The sequence below is a fragment of the Arhodomonas sp. KWT2 genome (assembly GCF_041949875.1).
GTDB lineage: Bacteria > Pseudomonadota > Gammaproteobacteria > Nitrococcales > Nitrococcaceae > Arhodomonas > Arhodomonas aquaeolei.
Genome location: NZ_JBHFPQ010000049.1, coordinates 158,318 through 176,219 on the forward strand (window position 1 = coordinate 158,318; position 17,902 = coordinate 176,219).

Annotated in this window: 16 protein-coding genes and 1 tRNA gene; 10 read left to right on the plus strand and 7 right to left on the minus strand. The window is 69.8% G+C overall.

Going from position 1 to position 17,902, the window contains the following annotated elements:
* Positions 1-90 precede the first annotated feature (90 nt).
* From ACEZHJ_RS13105 to ACEZHJ_RS13145, 9 genes are all read left to right on the plus strand, one after another.
* Entirely contained in the window at positions 91-618 is a 528-nt protein-coding gene (locus ACEZHJ_RS13105; RefSeq protein WP_018718997.1) for a CinA family protein, read from the plus strand.
* Complete coding sequence (gene thpR, locus ACEZHJ_RS13110) at positions 615-1,172, plus strand: RNA 2',3'-cyclic phosphodiesterase (protein ID WP_259201517.1); 558 nt, start codon at positions 615-617, stop codon at positions 1,170-1,172. Before ACEZHJ_RS13105 ends, thpR begins: the two co-directional genes overlap by 4 nt.
* Positions 1,173-1,226: 54 nt before the next feature.
* On the plus strand, positions 1,227-2,273 hold the full coding sequence (recA, locus tag ACEZHJ_RS13115) for a recombinase RecA (RefSeq protein ID WP_018718995.1): 1,047 nt from the start codon (positions 1,227-1,229) through the stop codon (positions 2,271-2,273).
* A 10-nt stretch (positions 2,274-2,283) separates the two neighbouring features.
* A complete protein-coding gene (locus ACEZHJ_RS13120) occupies positions 2,284-2,754 on the plus strand; it encodes a regulatory protein RecX (protein WP_018718994.1) in 471 nt (156 codons plus the stop codon).
* Between the two features lie 33 nt (positions 2,755-2,787).
* A complete protein-coding gene (gene alaS / locus ACEZHJ_RS13125) occupies positions 2,788-5,403 on the plus strand; it encodes an alanine--tRNA ligase (protein WP_375036602.1) in 2,616 nt (871 codons plus the stop codon).
* Between the two features lie 28 nt (positions 5,404-5,431).
* Complete coding sequence (locus tag ACEZHJ_RS13130) at positions 5,432-6,691, plus strand: aspartate kinase (protein WP_018718992.1); 1,260 nt, start codon at positions 5,432-5,434, stop codon at positions 6,689-6,691.
* Between the two features lie 185 nt (positions 6,692-6,876).
* Positions 6,877-7,083: a carbon storage regulator CsrA gene (gene csrA / locus ACEZHJ_RS13135; RefSeq protein ID WP_026321190.1), complete on the plus strand. Its 207-nt coding sequence runs from the start codon at positions 6,877-6,879 to the stop codon at positions 7,081-7,083.
* A 69-nt stretch (positions 7,084-7,152) separates the two neighbouring features.
* Positions 7,153-7,242, plus strand: a tRNA-Ser gene (locus ACEZHJ_RS13140).
* A gap of 159 nt (positions 7,243-7,401) precedes the next feature.
* On the plus strand, positions 7,402-9,771 hold the full coding sequence (locus tag ACEZHJ_RS13145) for a mechanosensitive ion channel domain-containing protein (RefSeq protein WP_163142680.1): 2,370 nt from the start codon (positions 7,402-7,404) through the stop codon (positions 9,769-9,771).
* Between the two features lie 18 nt (positions 9,772-9,789).
* Here ACEZHJ_RS13145 and ACEZHJ_RS13150 read toward each other — a convergent pair whose 3' ends face one another.
* The 6 genes from ACEZHJ_RS13150 to dauA all read right to left on the minus strand — a co-directional run bounded on the left by ACEZHJ_RS13150 (position 9,790) and on the right by dauA (position 16,902).
* Positions 9,790-11,529, minus strand: a complete 1,740-nt coding sequence (locus tag ACEZHJ_RS13150; RefSeq protein ID WP_375036603.1) for a bifunctional protein tyrosine phosphatase family protein/NAD(P)/FAD-dependent oxidoreductase — start codon at positions 11,527-11,529, stop codon at positions 9,790-9,792.
* Positions 11,530-11,563: 34 nt separating this feature from the next.
* Complete coding sequence (locus tag ACEZHJ_RS13155; protein ID WP_018718988.1) at positions 11,564-12,430, minus strand: MBL fold metallo-hydrolase; 867 nt, start codon at positions 12,428-12,430, stop codon at positions 11,564-11,566.
* 99 nt (positions 12,431-12,529) lie between these two features.
* On the minus strand, positions 12,530-13,540 hold the full coding sequence (locus ACEZHJ_RS13160) for an SLAC1 anion channel family protein (RefSeq protein ID WP_018718987.1): 1,011 nt from the start codon (positions 13,538-13,540) through the stop codon (positions 12,530-12,532).
* Between the two features lie 106 nt (positions 13,541-13,646).
* Complete coding sequence (locus ACEZHJ_RS13165; protein WP_375036604.1) at positions 13,647-14,585, minus strand: sulfurtransferase; 939 nt, start codon at positions 14,583-14,585, stop codon at positions 13,647-13,649.
* A gap of 30 nt (positions 14,586-14,615) precedes the next feature.
* Positions 14,616-15,050, minus strand: coding sequence for a hypothetical protein (locus tag ACEZHJ_RS13170; protein ID WP_375036605.1), 435 nt, complete (start codon positions 15,048-15,050; stop codon positions 14,616-14,618).
* 97 nt (positions 15,051-15,147) lie between these two features.
* Complete coding sequence (gene dauA, locus ACEZHJ_RS13175; RefSeq protein ID WP_375036606.1) at positions 15,148-16,902, minus strand: C4-dicarboxylic acid transporter DauA; 1,755 nt, start codon at positions 16,900-16,902, stop codon at positions 15,148-15,150.
* Between the two features lie 99 nt (positions 16,903-17,001).
* On the opposite strand from dauA, the gene ACEZHJ_RS13180 reads away from it, so the two are divergent.
* The gene (locus ACEZHJ_RS13180) at positions 17,002-17,217 is read left to right on the plus strand and encodes a hypothetical protein (RefSeq protein ID WP_018718983.1); all 216 of its coding nucleotides are present in this window, start codon (positions 17,002-17,004) and stop codon (positions 17,215-17,217) included.
* 110 nt (positions 17,218-17,327) lie between these two features.
* Here the strand turns inward: ACEZHJ_RS13180 and ACEZHJ_RS13185 are convergent, their stop codons facing one another.
* Positions 17,328-17,765 carry an SCP2 domain-containing protein gene (locus ACEZHJ_RS13185; RefSeq protein ID WP_375036607.1) on the minus strand — a complete coding sequence of 146 codons (438 nt, stop codon included), beginning with the start codon at positions 17,763-17,765 and terminating at the stop codon, positions 17,328-17,330.
* Positions 17,766-17,902 lie beyond the last annotated feature (137 nt).

Consider the following 17,902-nt stretch of genomic DNA (forward strand, 5'->3'; position numbering starts at 1 on the left):
CTGCCGGCGACGGGTGCGCGGCAGTATACCGCCCGTACCGCGCGCTGTGCAGCGCGGTCGCGGGCACACCACGGCAGACGGGAGACAGGAATGACGGGAATCGACGGTGACGGTCCGGGCATCGGTGTGGACGACGCGGGGCTCGACGACCGTGCCCGGCGCCTGGGCGCGGCGCTCGCGGCGCACGGCTGGCTGGTCAGCGCCGCGGAGTCCTGCACCGGCGGCTGGATCGGCAAGGTGCTCACCGACATCCCCGGGAGTTCGGCGTGGTTCGAGCGCGGCTTCATCGTCTACGGCAACGCCGCCAAGCGCGACCTCCTCGGCGTGCCCGCGGCGACGCTGGAGGCGGATGGGGCGGTGAGCGAGGCCACCGCGGCGGCGATGGTACGCGGCGTGCTCACCGTTTCCGACGCCGCGCTCGCCGTGGCGGTCACCGGCGTGGCCGGCCCGGACGGCGGCACGCCGGAGCGCCCGGTGGGCACCGTCTGGTTTGCCTGGGGCCGCCGTGGTGGCGGCGTGCAGTGCCGCTGCCACAGATTCGACGGCGACCGCGAGGCGGTACGCCGGCAGAGCGTGGCGGTCGCGCTGGACGGGCTTATCGAGGCCACCGGGGCGTGAGCGGCGAGGTCCCGCACCAGCGCCTGTTCTTCGCGCTGTGGCCATCGGCGGGCGTGCGCCGGCGTCTCGAGGCGGTAGCGTGGCGGGTGCAGCGGGGGCGGCGGGTACCAGCGATCAACCTTCATCTCACCCTGGTCTTCCTGGGGCGCTGCGACGCGGCGGCACGGGTGCGTGCGGTCACCGCGGCGAACGTCCTTGCCGCCTCGGTACCGGCGGCGTTCCGGCTGCACCTGGACCGGGCGGGGGTGTGGCGGCGGCAGGGGATCGCCTATCTGGCGCCGGGCGCTCCGCCGGAGGCACTGGGGGATCTGGCAGAGGGGCTGGCCTCGACGCTGGCGGCCCACGGGCTGCCGCGGGAGCGGCGCCGGTTCCGGCCCCACGTGACCCTGGCACGCCGCGCCGGGACGCCGCCGCCGGAGCCCGATCCTGTCGACTGGCCGGTCACGGGATTCCGCCTGCTCGCCTCCGAGCAGGGGCCGGACGGGGTGCGCTATCGGTGTCTGGGGCACTGGCCGCTCGCCGGGCGCGGGGTGGGAGGCGAACCCCCTTTGTGAAATAATGACCGGTCATTTGGCATAGGCGCTGGGCTTCAGTCGCAGAGGAAAAACATGGACGAAGACCGCAAGAAGGCCCTCGGCGTCGCGCTGGGGCAGATCGAGAAGCAGTTCGGCAAGGGGGCCGTCATGCGCATGGGCGATGCGCGGGCGGTGGACGTGCCGGTGGTCTCCACCGGATCGCTGACCCTGGACCTCGCGCTCGGTGTCGGCGGTCTGCCGCGGGGGCGGGTGGTCGAGGTCTACGGGCCGGAGTCTTCCGGCAAGACCACGCTCACCCTGCACGCGGTTGCCGAGGCGCAGCGGGCCGGCGGTACGGCGGCGTTCGTCGACGCCGAGCACGCCCTCGATCCGGACTACGCCGAGAAGCTCGGGGTCGACGTCGACGAGCTGCTGGTCTCGCAGCCGGATACCGGTGAGCAGGCGCTGGAGATCGCGGACATGCTCGTGCGCTCCGGGGCGCTGGACATCGTCGTGGTCGACTCGGTGGCGGCACTCACGCCGAAGGCCGAGATCGAGGGCGAGATGGGCGACTCCCACGTGGGCCTGCAGGCGCGGCTGATGTCCCAGGCGCTGCGCAAGCTCACCGCCAACATCAAGCGCTCGAACACGCTGGTGGTGTTCATCAACCAGATCCGCATGAAGATCGGGGTGATGTTCGGCAGCCCGGAGACCACCACCGGCGGCAATGCACTTAAGTTCTACTCCTCCGTGCGCCTGGATATCCGTCGTCTCGGTGCGATCAAGAAGGGCGACGAGGTCATCGGCAACGAGACCCGCGTGAAGGTGGTGAAGAACAAGATGGCGCCGCCGTTCAAGCAGGCGGAATTCGAGATCCTTTACGGCGAAGGCATCTCGCGCCACGGCGAGCTCATCGACCTGGGCGTCAAGCACGGCCTGGTGGACAAGGCGGGTGCCTGGTATTCGTACAACGGCGACCGCATCGGCCAGGGCAAGGACAACGTCCGCAACTTCCTCAAGGACAACCCGGACATCGCCGACGAGATCGACGGCAAGCTCCGTGAGATGCTGCTGGGTCGCCCGGCTGCCGAGGAGACGGCCGAAGAGGAGAGCGGCGCCTCCGGCGGCGACGGCGCCTGAGCCGTCACGCATGGACGACGGGGACGACGGCGATCTCTGCGGGGAGGTCCGCGAACGCGCCGTGCGGCTGCTCGCCCGCCGCGAGCACTCGCGCCGCGAGCTCTGCCGCAAGCTCGAGCAGCGCGGCTACGACGCGGACCTTGTCGGGGAGGTGGTCGAGACGCTGGCCGGCGAGCGGCTGGTCAGCGACGAACGTTTCGCCGGGGAATACGTGCGCTCCCGCAGCGCCCAGGGATACGGCCCGCTGCGCATCCGTGCGGAGCTCGCCCGCCGGGGCGTTGACGATGCGCTGATCGACCCGCATCTGCCGGATGAGGACTTCTGGCTGGAGCAGTTGCGGGCGATCCACGACAAGCGGTTCGGGCCCCGCCCCCCCGAGGGGCTGCGCGAGAAGGCCCGGCGCGGGCGTTACCTGTCCAACCGCGGCTTCAGCGCGGACCAGGTACGGCGCGTACTGGGTGGGCTCGCCGACGACGAGTAGACCCGCCGCGTACTTGCAAATGGCTGAGGGGACATGATCAAGACGAGCGCAGAGATCCGCCAGGCCTTCCTGGACTTCTTCCACGAGCGCGGCCACGAGGTCGTGCCGAGCTCGCCGCTGGTGCCGGGCAACGACCCGACGCTGCTGTTTACCAACGCGGGGATGGTGCCTTTCAAGGACGTCTTCCTGGGCCGTGAGCAGCGCGGCTACACGCGCGCGGTAAGCAGCCAGCGCTGCGTGCGCGCCGGCGGCAAGCACAACGACCTCGAGAACGTCGGCTACACCGCCCGGCATCACACCTTCTTCGAGATGCTGGGCAACTTCAGCTTCGGCGACTACTTCAAGCGCGAGGCGATCGGTTATGCCTGGACCTTCCTCACCGAGGTCATCGGCCTGCCGGCCGAGCGGCTGTGGGTGACGGTGTACGAGGAGGACGACGAGGCCGCCGATATCTGGCTCAAGGAGATCGGCGTCGACCCGTCCCGGTTCTCGCGTATCGGCGCCCACGACAACTTCTGGTCCATGGGCGATACCGGTCCCTGCGGGCCGTGCTCGGAGATCTTCTACGACCACGGCCCCGAGGTGCCCGGCGGCCCACCCGGTTCTCCGGACGAGGACGGCGACCGCTATATCGAGATCTGGAATCTCGTGTTCATGCAGTATGACCGGGATGCCGACGGCAACATGGCGCCCCTGCCCAAGCCGTCCATCGACACCGGCATGGGCCTGGAGCGCATCGCCGCGGTGGTCCAGGGCGTGCACAACAACTTCGACATCGACCTGTTCCGGCGCCTGGTCGCCGCCGCGGGCGAGGTCACCGGCTGCGAGGATCACACCAACAGCTCGCTGCGGGTGATTGCCGATCACATCCGCGCCTGTGCCTTCCTGATCGTCGACGGCGTGTTCCCGAGCAACGAGGGGCGCGGCTACGTGCTCCGCCGCATCATCCGTCGCGCGGTGCGCCACGGCTACAAGCTCGGCGTGAGCCGGACCTTCTTCCATCGCCTGGTCCAGCCGTTGGTGGATGAGATGGGTGCGGCGTTCCCGGAGCTCGTGCGCGGCCAGCCCCAGGCCGAGAAGATCCTCCGCCAGGAGGAGGAGCGCTTCCGCGAGACCCTGGAGCAGGGGCTCAAGCTCCTCGAGGAGGACCTGCGCGATCTCGAGGGCACCATCATCCCCGGCGAGACGGTGTTCAAGCTCTACGACACCTACGGCTTTCCGGTGGATCTCACCGCGGACATCGCCCGGGAGCGGGACCTGGAGGTGGACACCGAGGGCTTCGACCGGGCCATGGCCGAGCAGCGCGAGCGTGCCCGGGCGGCGAGCAGCTTCAAGGCGGATCACGGCGGCGGTGCGGACTACGAGGGCAGCTCCGAGTTCACGGGCTACGAGCACCTGCGCGACAGCGCCCGGGTGGATGCCCTGTATGCCGGGGGGCGGGCCGTGAACGCACTGGAGACCGGTGAAGAGGGCATGATCATCCTCGATCGCACGCCCTTCTACGCCGAATCCGGCGGCCAGGTCGGCGACCGCGGCACGATCAGCGGCGAGGGCTTCGAGTTCGATGTTCAGGACACCGTGAAGTACGGCGACGCCCACGGCCACGTCGGCGTGGTCCGCCAGGGGCGCGTGCAGGCCGGCGACGGCGTCACCGCCCACGTGGACGAGGCCCGGCGGCAGGCCACGGTGCTCAACCACTCGGCGACGCACCTGCTCCACGCGGCACTGCGGGAAATCCTCGGCGAGCACGTCACCCAGAAGGGCTCACTGGTGGCGCCGGACCGCCTGCGCTTCGACTTCGGCCATTTCGAGCCGGTGAGCGCGGAGCAGGTCGGGACCATCGAGCGCCGGGTCAATGAGTGGATACGGGCCAACGAGCCCGCGGACGTCCGCCATATGGCCTACGACGAGGCCATCGATTTCGGTGCCGTGGCGCTGTTCGGCGAGAAGTACGGTGACGACGTGCGGGTGATGCGCTTCGGCGAGTTCTCCACCGAGCTCTGTGGCGGCACCCACGTCGGCCGTACCGGCGACATCGGCTTCTTCAAGATCATCTCCGAGGTCGGCATCTCCGCGGGCGTGCGCCGGATCGAGGCGGTCACCGGCGAGGGTGCGCTGGCCTGGGCGCAGGGCGCGGAGCGGCGCATCGACGCGGTGGCCGAGCGCCTGCGCGCGAGCCCGGAGAACATCGAGGTGCGCCTCGGCCAGGTGCTCGATCGCAACCGCGAGCTGGAGAAGGAGCTGGAGCAGGCCCGGGCCCGGCTCGCCAGCCAGACGGGCAGCGACCTGGTGGACAAGGCGGTCGAGGTCGGTGGCGTGCGCGTGCTTGCCGAACAGGTCAACGCCGCGGACGCCAAGGCACTGCGGAACACCCTGGACCAGCTCAAGAACAAGCTCGGCAGTGGCGTGATCGTGCTCGCCGGGGTCGACGGGGAGAAGGTCCGCATCGTGGCCGGTGTCACCTCGGACCTTACCGACCGGGTGCGCGCCGGGGATATGGTCAACCGCGTCGCCGAACGCGTCGGCGGCCGCGGCGGCGGTCGCGCCGACTTCGCCCAGGCGGGCGGTAACGACCCCTCCAGGCTGGGCGAGGCGCTCGGTGCCGTATCCGGCTGGGTCGGCGAGGCCCTCGGCGAGACGGCCGGGTAACTGACAAACCCATTCAGGAAACACGGACATGTCACTGATAGTTCAGAAATATGGTGGCAGCTCGGTCGGCGATATCGAGCGCATCGAGCATGTCGCCCGCAAGGCCATCGCCACCCGGGATGCAGGGCACAAGGTCGTGGTCGTGGTCTCGGCCATGAAGGGCGAGACCGACCGGCTCATGGAGCTGGCGCATGCGGCCTCGCAGTCCGAGTCCCCGCGCCCGCGGGAGCTCGATCTGCTGCTGTCCACCGGCGAGCAGGTAACGATCTCGCTGCTCACCATGGTACTGGAGCGCCTCGGTGCGCCGGCGCGCTGTTATACCGGCCCGCAGGTACGCATCCTCACGGACAGCGCCTTCAGCAAGGCGCGCATCCAGGACATCGACGACGAGCGCATCCGCGAGGACCTCGACGAAGGCCGCATCGTGGTGGTCGCCGGCTTCCAGGGGGTCGACGAAAACGGCTCCGTCACCACCCTGGGTCGCGGCGGCTCCGATACCACAGCGGTCGCCCTGGCGGCGGCGCTGGAGGCCGACGAGTGCCAGATCTACACCGATGTGGACGGTGTCTACACCACCGATCCGCGGGTCGTGCCGCAGGCGCGCCGTCTCGATCGCATCACCTTCGAGGAGATGCTGGAGATGGCGAGCCTCGGCTCGAAGGTGCTGCAGATCCGCGCCGTCGAGTTCGCGGGTAAGTACAAGGTGCCCCTGCGTGTCCTCTCCACGTTCGAGGAGGGGCCGGGCACACTGATCATGTATGAGGAAGAAGGCATGGAAGAACCGCTTATCTCGGGGATCGCGTTCAACCGCGACGAGTCGAAGATCACGGTCATCGGCGTGCCGGATCATCCGGGTATCGCCGCGCAGCTGCTGGGCCCGATCTCGCGGGCGAACATCAACGTGGACATGATCGTGCAGAACATCAGCAACGAGGGGCTGACGGACTTCACGTTCACCGTTCACCGCAACGAGTACGAGAACGCCCTCAAGATCCTGCGCGAGCAGGCGGAACAGCTGAACGTGCGCGAGGTCTATGGAGATACGGGCATCGTCAAGCTCTCGATCGTGGGTGTGGGCATGCGCTCCCACGCGGCGGTGGCGAGCCGGATGTTCGACGCCCTGGCGGCGGAAGGGATCAACATCCAGATGATCTCCACCTCCGAGATCAAGGTCTCGGTCGTTATCGACGAGAAGTACCTCGAGCTCGGCGTGCGTGCGCTGCACCGGGCGTTCGAGCTGGATAACAAGGAGGGCGAGACGGTTCGCGTGGAAGGCGAGCCGCAGTAACGCCTCGACGAACGAGTCGTCCCGCCGTCCGGCATGGATCGCCGATGGACGGCGTGACGTTCGTGTTTTTCGGGTTCACTGTGTACAACGAGAGTATCGGCAGCTCGCGAAACCCTGCCGACCGCTATTGCGGGACATGACAGGGGGGCTAAGGGGGGCCGTTTCGGCAAGGAGGTGATCAAGGAATGTTGATTCTTACACGACGAGTCGGGGAAACGCTGATGATCGGCGACGATGTCACCGTGACGGTGCTCGGCGTCAAGGGCAATCAGGTGCGTATAGGCGTTAACGCGCCGCGGGATGTATCCGTGCATCGCGAGGAGATCTACGACCGCATCCAGCACGAGGATGAACCGGGCGCCCAGGACGAGAGTGCCGGCGAGAGGGACTGAACCGGGTTTACGCAGCGGGGCAATTTGCGTAAGCTTTGCCCCCGTTGCCGCCGACGCGGCATAGCCCCCGGAGAGATGGCCGAGTGGCTGAAGGCGCTCCCCTGCTAAGGGAGTATGGGCTAACGCCCATCGAGGGTTCGAATCCCTCTCTCTCCGCCAGATATGAAGCCCGGCAGGGTCTGCCACCCCTGCCGGGCTTTTTTCGTTTCCGCCCGCTGTCGCGTCCCGGGTGCCGCCGTGACTAACCCGTCCCGGATTAGTACCTTGGCGGGGCGGTCCGTGTGGCGGGCGCGGCCTTCGGCAGGGAAGGGGATAACGGTGAGAACAGGACTGCGCTGGTTTCGTGACGTCGTACTGCTCCTCGTGCTGGCACTCGCTGCCGCTACCGCCGCCGCTCAGACGGGCGCCGTCCCGGCCGGTGGTGGTGCGGCGTCCGCGGAGAACGGGGGCCGGCCGGACTACGCGGCGCTCGCGGATATGCTCGAGGACAAGCAGGCCCGCGAGCAGCTGATCGGCGAGCTGCGCCGTCTGGCCCGCAAACAGCAGGATGAGGGCGGCTCGCAGGGCGGGGAAGAGGGCGAGTCCGGTGCTATCGCGCCGGACAGCCCGGTCGCGCGTATACGTTCGCTGCCGCAGCGCGTCGCCTCGGTCACCGAGACCGCGGTGCATGGCGTGATCGAGCGTGTCTCCAGCGCCGCCACCGCCGTTGCCGCCGCTGCGGCCGCACTCTGGCGGCCGGGTCGGGATTACGGCGAGCTGCTTCGCGGCGTGCTGCCCTTTGCGGGCCTGGTGGTGGCGACCTTCGTCATCTTCTCCGTGCTTCGCCGGCTCGCGGCCCCGCTGTACCGGCGCGTCGCGTCGTGGGCGGCGGCGGGCTACCGGCGTCACCCCGGCCGGGCACTGACCGGCGTGGTCGTGGGCGTGGTGGTCGACGCGTTGACCATCGTCGCAGCGGCGGTCGCCGCCTACGTCATTGCGTTGTCGCTGCCGGGTGGAGGCACCCGGCTTCCCCACTGGGCGGCGCTGTTCGTCAACGCCTTCATCGTGGTCGAAGGGCTGCGGGTGGTGGTGCGCGCGGTCCTCTCGCCGCGTTTCGACGGCCTGCGGCCGGTGCCGCTGGCCACGGAGCAGGCGCGCTACGTCTACGTGCGCGCGGGCCGGGTCATCGCCTGGCTCGGCTACGGTCTGCTGCTGGCCCTGCCGCTGGCGAACCGTCACGCCACGGTGGCGGAGACGGAGCGTACGGTGGGACTCGTCGTCATGGCGGTGGGTTACATGTACGTGCTGGTGCTCGTGTTCCGGCACCGGCGCTCGGTCGGCGGCGTGATTCAGCGCGCAGCGGCCCACGCGCGTACCGGCCCGGGACGGGCCCTGCTGGGCGGGCTGGCCCGGACCTGGCATCTGATCGCCGCCGTCTATGCCACGGTGCTGTTCGTGGGCGGTCAGGTCGATCCGGCGGGGACCCTGGCCTTCGTGGTGCGTGCCACGGGCATGAGCCTCGCGATGGCACTGGCGGGACTGCTGGCGGCGGACGGACTGGGCCGGCTCAAGCGCCGGCATATCCGACTGCCGGAGGACTGGCAGCGGCGCATGCCGATGCTGGAGCATCGCCTGAACGCCTACGTGCCCGCGATGGTGAGCGCTGCCCGCGGGGTGGTGACGTTCATCGTGGCCCTGGGGGTGCTGGATGCATGGTCGGTGATGGATATCGGCGCGTGGTTCGACTCGCCGTTCGGCCTCGCCGTGATCCAGGTGGCGGTCCGTGTGGCGATCACACTGCTCATCGCCGCGGCGGTATGGGTGGCCATCGCCAGCGTCATCGAGCATCGCATGAGTCCGGAGACCGGGACCGGCGAGCCCAGCGCGCGGGAGAAGACCCTGCTGGCACTGTTCAGCAACGCGGCGGTGATCGCCATCGTGGCGATGACGGTGATGATCACGCTCTCCCAGATCGGTATCAACATCGGTCCGTTGCTGGCCGGCGCCGGTGTGCTCGGTCTCGCCATCGGCTTCGGTGCCCAGAAGCTGGTCCAGGACATTATCACCGGTGTGTTCATCCAGCTCGAAAACGCCATGAACACCGGGGACGTGGTGACGATCTCGGGGGTGACGGGCACGGTCGAGAAGCTCACCGTGCGCTCGGTGGGGGTGCGCGACCTCGCCGGCACATACCACCTGATCCCGTTCTCGTCGGTGGATAATGTCGCCAACTACATGCGCGGCTTCGCCTATCACATGGGCGAGTACGGCATCGCCTACCGCGAGGACATCGACGAGGCCATCGCCTCGCTGCGCTCGGCGTTCGAGGAGCTGCGCAGCGATGCCACGCTGGGCCCGGAGATCCTGGAGGACGTGGAGATCGACGGCGTCACCGCGCTCGCCGACAGCTCGGTGAATATCCGCGTACGCATTCGCACCACGCCGGGCAACCAGTGGGCGGTGGGACGCGCCTACAACCGCCTGGTCAAGCGCCACTTCGACCATGCCGGCATTGAGATCCCGTTCCCGCACATGACGATGTACTTCGGCCAGGACAAGGACGGCTCCGCGCCGCCGGCGAACGTGGTGCTCGGCGAGACCTCGACCGTCACGCGGCGGGACACCCGCCAGGACACACCGGCGGAGAACCGCCCCGAGGACCTCGGCACGAGCACCTCCGGGCCGGATGCGCCCGGGGACGGACGCTGACGCCGCGCCGACGATGGCTCAGCGGTGGCGCGCGGGGCCCTCGCGGAGGGCGTCGCGGGCCTCCCGGGCCTCCGGATCGTGGGGCAGGCGGCGGGGCCTGGCGAGCCACTCACGGCCGCGGAGCATGAGGTTGAAGTAGATGCCGGGCATCCATTTCTCCTTGAGCATCCACATGCTCCAGCGCGGCACCGTCGGATCCAGCGGGAATGTCGGCAGCAGCTTGCCGCCGTAGCCGAACTCCGCGAGGATCACCCGACCGCGGGCGACGGTCAGCGGGCAGGAACCGTATCCGTCGTAGACGGCGCGGCAGCGCAGCCCGTCCAGGGTGGCGATGACGTTCTCCGCCACCACCGGTGCCTGCTTGCGCACCGCCGCGGCGGTCTTGGCGTTGGGCGCGCCACAGGCGTCGCCGAGGCCGAAGACGTTGCCGTAGCGCACGTGCTGCAGGGTCTCCGGATCGACGTCGATCCATCCGCCGGCATTGGCGAGCGGGCCCTCGCGCACCACGTCCGGCGCGGTCTGGGGCGGGCAGACGTGGAGCATGTCGAAGTCTTTGTCCACCAGCCGCTCGTTGCCACTGGCGTCCTGCACGCGGAAGCGCGCGGTCCGCGCCGGGCCGTCGACGGCGACGAGGTTGCTGTTGAACGCCAGATCGATGCCGTAGCGCTCGACGTAGCGCATCAGCGGCGGCACGAACGTCTCGACGCCGAAGAGCACGGCGCCGGCGCTCTTGAACTCGACGTCGATGGCGTCGAGCACCCCGCGGCGACGCCACTCATCGCACGCGAGATACATCGCCTTCTGCGGGGCCCCCGCGCACTTGATGGGCATCGGTGGCTGGGTGAACAGCGCCCGCCCGCCATGCAGGCCCTGTACGAGATCCCAGGTGTAGGAGGCCATCTCGTAGCGATAGTTGGAGGTTACACCGTTGCGGCCGAGGGTCTCCGACAGGCCCTCGATGGCGGCCCAATCCAGCCGGATCCCCGGAGCAGCGACCAGCGTCCGGTAACTCAGGCGCTCGCCGTCCTCCAGTACCACCCGGTTCTGCCCGGGCTCGAAGGCCGCGACCGCGGCCCGGATCCAGCGCGCGCCCGCGGGCATGAGGTCGGCCATGGGGCGTACCGTCTGCTCGCGCCTGAAGACACCGCCACCGACGAGCGTCCAGCCCGGCTGGTAGTAGTGCTGCTCGCGGGGCTCGATAACTGCGATATCCAGCGCCGGACGCCGGGCCAGCAGGCTGGCGGCGGTGGCAAGGCCGGCGGCACCGCCGCCGACGATGAGCACGTCGTACCGGCGGCCGTTGCCGGTGTCGGTGGCCTCGCCGGTGGTGTCGGCGGACCAGGCCGCTTCCAGTCGCGGGCGCAGGCCGGACAGGTCATAGCCCGCAGTGGCGCACGTGGCGAGCACCGCGTCCGGCGCGAGGTGGCGGGCCTCGTTCAGGGCCCAGAGGCTGGTGGAGCGTGAGCCGGTGCGGCAGAAGGCAACCACCGGGCCGCGGGCATTGGCGAGGATCGTCGCGAACGCGCGGACGTCGTCGTCCGTGATCTGACCGGAGACCACCGGGACGTAGTGATAGGCGATGCCGAGGCGCTCGGCGGCCGCCGCGAGCTCGGCACCGGCAGGCTGATCCCCGCTCTCGCCGTCGGGACGGTTGTTGATGACGGTCTGCACGCCCTCGGCGGCGAGCGCGCCGAGGTCGCTCGCCCGGAGCTGGGTGGTCACCGCGTAGAACGGCGACAGCGGTTTTCTCGTCTCCACGGTCTCTCTCCTCCCTGCCGTGGAACGCGCGGGCTCAGAGCGCGTTCAGCGGTATCTTGATATAGCGCACGCCGTTGGATTCCGCCGGCGGAAAGGCACCGGCGCGCATGTTGATCTGGACGGACGGCAGGATCAGCCGCGGCATGTCGAGGGTGGCGTCGCGTTCGGTGCGCATCTGCACGAACGTCTCCTCGTCCACGTCGTCATGGACGTGCACGTTGGTGGCGCGCTCCTCGGCCACGGTGGTCTCCCAGCGGTACTCATCCCGGCCCGGGGCCTTGTAGTCGTGGCACATGAACAGCCGGGTCTCGCCGGGCAGCGAGAGCACGCGGCGAATGGAGCGGTAGAGCTGGCGGGCGTCGCCGCCGGGGAAGTCCGCACGGGCGGTGCCGTAGTCGGGCATGAACAGGGTGTCGCCCACGAAGGCGGCGTCGCCGATGGCGTAGGTCATGCACGCGGGGGTGTGTCCCGGGGTGTGCAGGGCGCGGGCCTCGATTCCGCCGATGCGGAACGTCTCCTCGTCGGCGAAGAGGTGGTCGAACTGGCTGCCGTCGCGGGCGAACGCGGCCTCGACGTTGAAGAGGTCGCCGAAGACGTTCTGCACCGTCGTAATGTTGGCGCCGATGCCGATGGCACCGCCGAGCCGTTCCCGGAGGTAGGGGGCGGCGGTGAGGTGATCGGCGTGGACGTGGGTCTCCAGGATCCAGGTCGCGCGCAGGTCGTTCTCCTGGACGAACGCGACGATGCGATCGGCGCTGTCGTGGCTGGTGCGCCCGGAGTTGGGGGCGTAGTCGAGCACGGAGTCCACGATGGCGCATTCGCGGCTCGCCGGGTCGGCGACCACGTAGCTCACCGTGAACGTCTCCTCGTCGAAGAAGGCGGTGACGTCGGGCTGGCTCATCACGGGATACTCCTCTGTCCGGATGGTCCGATGCGGGACCCATAGGAGAGCTATAGGTCCGTCCGGGGGATAAGTCAATAAATGGTTATATATATATAATTAAATGAGATATAAGGCGGCCGATGTCCGTTCGGTGTCGGGCTCCGGGCGGCAGATCTCGTGGCGCAGAACGGCGATTCCCGTGCGGACGATGAGCCCGGCGACGACCGCGGTCACGAGCGCGAGCAGGGCACAGGCGAGCACGAGCACCCAGCTCCGGCTGTCGCTGGCATGGAGGCCGAACGCGGCGACCGTCATCGCCGCCAGCGGGAACGAATACGCCCACCACGAGATCGCGAAGCGCAGCCGCGTGAAGCGCCGCCACTGGGTGAGCAGGAGCAGCAGCAGGAACAGCCCGGTGTGGAAGAGCACGCGGGCAAAGGCATCCACGCCACCGGTGAGCTGCACGTAGGCCACGAAGCCCACCGCCGGCGGGGCGACGAGGATGAACAGCGTCGGCATCAGCGTCGCCGGCAGCGGCTGGTGGAAGATCATGCGGTAGACCACGATGGTCAGCAGCACCAGCCAGAACATCACGCCCACGCTGAAGAAGAACCACGACAGCTCCGCCAGTCCCAGGGGTACGCCGGCGATCGGCACCAGGATGTTGCCCACCGCGGGGATGAACCATGCCGGACTCACGTGGACGATCTCGAAGCGCTCCTGGTGGAGCCAGGCGCCGACGATGTAGAGGGTGAACGCGAGCTGCGCGGCCGCGCCCGCACCCCACAGCCACGGCGCCACGGCCGGGGCGTGGACCAGCGCCAGCGTGCCCAGCAGCACCAGGCTGATGGAGATCGTCGGGAAGAAGCTCAGCTTCACCGGGTGGTGCAGCTCGGCGAGGACATCGGCGCGCCGGCGCAGCAGTTTCGCCGCGTAGACGCCGAGCAGCACGATGAACACCGCCGCGACCGAGGTCGCGAGCACCGGCGCCACCGCCGCGGGCACACCGGTGACCCGGGCGGCGCGTTCCCAGGCGATGGCCAGGCCGGCGAGCCCCATGACGATGGCGAACATGCTCACCGGGAAATGACCGAGCCGATCCCCCGGTCCGGGGGCGAGTGCTTTCATGGCCTTACTCCCGCGGGCGCTGCCGCCGGGGCGCCGGCCGTGCGCGTGACCGTCGGGGGCGACCCCCGTACGGCCGCGGGGCACGCTCCGGCGCCGTGTCATGGTCTCAGGGCCGGAGCATGGCCCGCCGGTCCGCCGAACGGGTCCAGGCGTGGAGCGAGCCGTCGTAGAGCGCGGTGTCGTCCCGGCCGCCGATCTCACTGATCGCGAACCAGGCCATGGACGAGACGTGGCCGGAGTTGCAGTAGGCGATCACCGGCTGATCCTCGCCCACGTCCATCGCCGCGAGGATCCGGCGCACCGCCTCGCCGTCGCGCCAGTAGTGGATGCCGTCGCGGCTGACGGAAAACAGGTCGAACGGTACCGGACGGGCACCGGGCAGATGGCCGAGGCCGTCGACGTAGTCCTTGCCGGCGAGGCCGGTGTACTGCGTCAGCGGACGATTGTCCACCAGGGTGGCGCCGCCGTTCTCCAGGACGTCGGCCACGTCCGCGGTGGAGACCCGGATGCCGGGACGGGCCAGACGGGCCGCGAAGTCGCCGTCTCCCGGCAGGCCGGCCGGGGAGTCGGCGGTCCCGCCGCCGGCGGCGGCCCAGGCCGCGGCACCGCCGTCCAGCACCGCGACGTCGTCGTGACCGTAGTAGCGCAGGGCCCAGTACAGCCGTGCGGCGACGGTCATGTCCCCGGCGACCCGGGTGCCGGCGGGGGCGATCACGACGGTCCCGCCGGCGTCGACGCCGGCGTCGCGCATCAGTGCGGTGAAGGCGCCGGCGTCGGGGACGAGGTAGTCCACCGGGCCGTCGTCGGTCTCGCGCTCCACGGCGATGTCGCCGTAGGGCACGAACACGGCGCCGGCGATGTGGCCGACCCCGTCGAAGAGCGCCGGGTCCTTGGCGGTCTCGATCACGGTCACGTCGTCGCGGTGCGCCCCCAGCCAGTCGGCGGAGACCAGCGGAGCGGTGGCCGCGGGCAGGGCCGTCGGCAGCAGCATCAGCGCAGCCGCGGCGGCGTTGCGTAGCGTGCGCAGCAGTCGGGCGTCGTTCATGGTGTCACCTCCAGGGGCGCGTTCGCCGGTTCAGAACGTGAACAGCCGGGTGGCCGGGTCGGCCATCACTGCACCGATATCCGACGGCGTGGCCACGCCGACGCCGGGGCGCAGGTCCCGGTCGGACAGGCCCTCGGTGGGCAGGTAGATGGCGCAGACGTCCACCCGCACACCGGCGTCGACGAGCCCGCCGAGCATCTGCCGGGGCGCCATGTCCGGTGGCTGGACGGTTTCGCCGCCCTCGTCGGAGGCGGACACCGCCATGCCGCCGGCGGCGTCGCACAGCAGGATCCGGGCGTCGCCGCCGTCGCGGACCCACTGGCGGGTGAGGATCAGCGCCATGGCCTGCGTCTGGGGGCTGTCCGCGGTGATGACGGTGAGCAGCCGCCGTTCCGCCGCGTCGGCGACGCCGGCGGTGACGAGCAGGGCGATGAACACGAGCAGGGGCTTGAGGAGTGCGCGCATGGGGACCTCCCGTTTACCGGTTGCCGTGCCCCGGGGCGATTCCCCGGGGCCTGGCGGAGAGTCTCCGGCGCGCGGCGTGCCGCGGTCAGTGACTATGTCACAGTACCGCGGCGCTCCCGCCGGGAGCGCTCATGTCGCGGCCCTGGCGGACGGCCTCGTCGAGGGTGGGTGTGAAGACCAGGCGGTCCGGCACCGGCCGGATCCGGGCGCGGGCCAGGGTGCGCAGCGGCTGGAACTGCAGGTCGGCGACGATCACACGGGTACCGGCCTCCGACATGCGCTCGACGAAACGCTCGAGCGCGCTGACCCCGCCGGCGTCGAGCACCGGCACGCCGTCCATGTAGACGATCACCCCGTCCCGCCCCGCCGCCTCCGCCTCCAGCTCGGCGAACACCCGTTCCGCGGCGGCGAAGAACAGCGCGCCGGTGACCTTGAACACCGCCCAGCCGTCCGGGACGGCATGTGAGCGTAAGCGCGACGACGACGTGATGTCGGTGACGCGGGTCATGGTCGCGACGTCGCGCATGAACAGCAGCGCGGCGAGGACCACGCCGACACCGATGGCGATGACCATGTCGAAGACCACCGTCAGCCCGAGGCAGGTGGCGAGCACCGCGATGTCCCCGCCGGGGGCGCGGCGGATGAGCCGCACCACCTTGTGTGCCTCGCTCATCTGCCAGGCGACCATCATCAGCAGCGCCGCCATGGAGGCCATGGGCAGATAGGCCAGCCACGGCGCCAGGACCACCAGGGCAGCCAGGACCACCAGCGCATGGATCACGCTGGCGACGGGACTCTCCGCCCCGGCGCGGTAATTGGCGCTGGAGCGCGCGATCGCCGCGGTCGCGGTGATGCCCCCGAACAGCGGCGCCACCAGGTTGCCCAGGCCCTGGCCGAGCAGCTCGCCGTTGGCGCTGTGCCGCCGGCCGGTCATGCCGTCGAGGACCACCGCGCAGAGCAGTGACTCGATGGCGCCCAGCGCGGCGATGGAGAACGCCGCGGGCAGGAGCGCGCGCACGCGCTCCAGCGTCCACGCGACGGGCTCGCCGCCGGGGCCCGGCTGGTTCCAGGGCCAGGTGAACTCCGGCAGCACCGCGGGGATGCCCATGCCGAGGGTGCCGTCGGCATGGGTGAAGGTGAAGCGCGAGCCGATGGTCTCCACCGGATCGCCGCCGGCAGCGAACAGCGCGGCGACGGCGACGCCGGCGAGCACCGCGGGCAGGTGTCCGGGCACCGGCAGGCGCAGCCGCGGCCAGATCACGAGCACCGCGAGGGTCACCGCGCTCACGGTGGTGGTTGCCGGGTCCAGCCCCGGTAGTGCCGCGGCGAGGTGGGTGAGCTTCTCCGGGTAGAACTCCGGCAGCGCGCCGGTCTCCAGGCCGAAGAAGTCCGGGATCTGCAGCGTGGCGATCACCACGGCGATGCCCGCGGTGAAGCCCAGCGTGACCGGGGGCGGGATGTACTCGATCAGCCGGCCCAGCCGCGCCAGCCCCATGGCGACGAGGATCACCGCCGCCATCAGCGAGGCGGTGAGCAGGCCGGCCAGCCCGTACGTCTGCGAGATCGGGTAGAGGATAACTACGAAGGCGGCGGTGGGGCCGGAGACGCTGTAGCGCGAACCGCCGGTGAGGGCGATGACGACGCCCGCGACGATCGCGGTGTAGAGCCCGTGCTGCGGCGGTACGCCGCTGGCGATGGCGAGCGCCATGGACAGCGGGATGGCGATGATGCCCACGCTCACGCCGGCGAGGGCGTCGGCGCGCAGGCGGGTCAGGGTGTAGCGCTCGCGCAGGCAGGCCTGTCGGAACGCGCTCGCAATGGAGACGCGGGTCAGATGGGCGCGGTGGGGCATCGGGTGGTGGTCCGGGATGTTAAACGTATTTCTATTTTATGTGCTTATATATAACAATCAATGTTAATGTGGTTAACATATTAGATCTGGAGATAGACCGTGGAGAACCGTACGGCGCGGCTGACGCTGCTGATCGATCCGAAGAAGAAGGCCGTTTTCGAGCGGCTGTGTGCGGAAGCGGACGTGACCCCCTCGCAGATGGTGCGTCAGTTCATCCGTGACTACATCGAGACGCGCCTGGGGCCGGACTGGCGCGAGCAGGTACTGGGAGAGGAGAGCGGAGCGGGGCATTCACCGGGGCATGGCAAGCGCTGACACCGCGGCCCGGTCCGGGGCGGCGGTGGGCGAATGCCACGGCACGACGCAGGGCACCACCGCGGCTGGCGCCGTCGTCCCGTGCTTTGGGTGGGACGGTGAGTCGTGATTCAGGGCACCAGCAGCCGGCGAACCGGTGCCGGCAGGATCTCCGGATCGAGCGCGTCGAGGGTGTTCTTGGCGGCGAGCCCCAGCTCGGTATCGCCCTCGACGATCAGCTCGCGCTGGAAGAACGCGGTATCCGGGTCCAGTTGCCCGCGCACGAGGGCGACGAACACCGACAACGGTCCGTGGATGGTCGTCTCCGCCGGGGTTTGCGGCGGCAGGACCAGCAGCCGGCCGGCAATCAGCGTCATCGGCCAGATCACGCCGGCGTCGTCGGCGGCGACGGCGAGCACCCGGGCCTCCATGAAGTCGAAACGCGCGTCCGCGATCGCCTCCGCCAGGGCATGATTGAGCGCGTCCTCGATGATCGCGCGCTGCAGGCTGGTCGGCACCGTCCGGGTGAGTATCCGCGCGGCGTTGGGCAGGAGGGCGTGCAACCGCATGCGTGACTCCGCTGTGGGGTAGCGACAAAGCGCTTCAACATAGCACCGTGTGGCCACGACGGGTTTGCGCTGGCTCAAAGGCATGGCGGCGGCGATACGCTAGCGTGTGGCGATTGCCAACCCGCCGATCATTGAGG

Bases quoted from the DNA above. Each gene is read 5' to 3' on its own strand.
- ACEZHJ_RS13120 (WP_018718994.1), top strand. From the start codon at position 2,284: ATGGACGACGGGGACGACGGCGATCTCTGCGGGGAGGTCCGCGAACGC.
- alaS (WP_375036602.1), top strand. From the start codon at position 2,788: ATGATCAAGACGAGCGCAGAGATCCGCCAGGCCTTCCTGGACTTCTTC.
- ACEZHJ_RS13160 (WP_018718987.1), bottom strand. From the start codon at position 13,540: ATGAAAGCACTCGCCCCCGGACCGGGGGATCGGCTCGGTCATTTCCCG.
- recA (WP_018718995.1), top strand. From the start codon at position 1,227: ATGGACGAAGACCGCAAGAAGGCCCTCGGCGTCGCGCTGGGGCAGATC.
- csrA (WP_026321190.1), top strand. From the start codon at position 6,877: ATGTTGATTCTTACACGACGAGTCGGGGAAACGCTGATGATCGGCGAC.
- dauA (WP_375036606.1), bottom strand. From the start codon at position 16,902: ATGCCCCACCGCGCCCATCTGACCCGCGTCTCCATTGCGAGCGCGTTC.
- ACEZHJ_RS13165 (WP_375036604.1), bottom strand. From the start codon at position 14,585: ATGAACGACGCCCGACTGCTGCGCACGCTACGCAACGCCGCCGCGGCT.
- ACEZHJ_RS13170 (WP_375036605.1), bottom strand. From the start codon at position 15,050: ATGCGCGCACTCCTCAAGCCCCTGCTCGTGTTCATCGCCCTGCTCGTC.
- ACEZHJ_RS13105 (WP_018718997.1), top strand. From the start codon at position 91: ATGACGGGAATCGACGGTGACGGTCCGGGCATCGGTGTGGACGACGCG.
- ACEZHJ_RS13185 (WP_375036607.1), bottom strand. From the start codon at position 17,765: ATGCGGTTGCACGCCCTCCTGCCCAACGCCGCGCGGATACTCACCCGG.
- ACEZHJ_RS13155 (WP_018718988.1), bottom strand. From the start codon at position 12,430: ATGAGCCAGCCCGACGTCACCGCCTTCTTCGACGAGGAGACGTTCACG.
- ACEZHJ_RS13130 (WP_018718992.1), top strand. From the start codon at position 5,432: ATGTCACTGATAGTTCAGAAATATGGTGGCAGCTCGGTCGGCGATATC.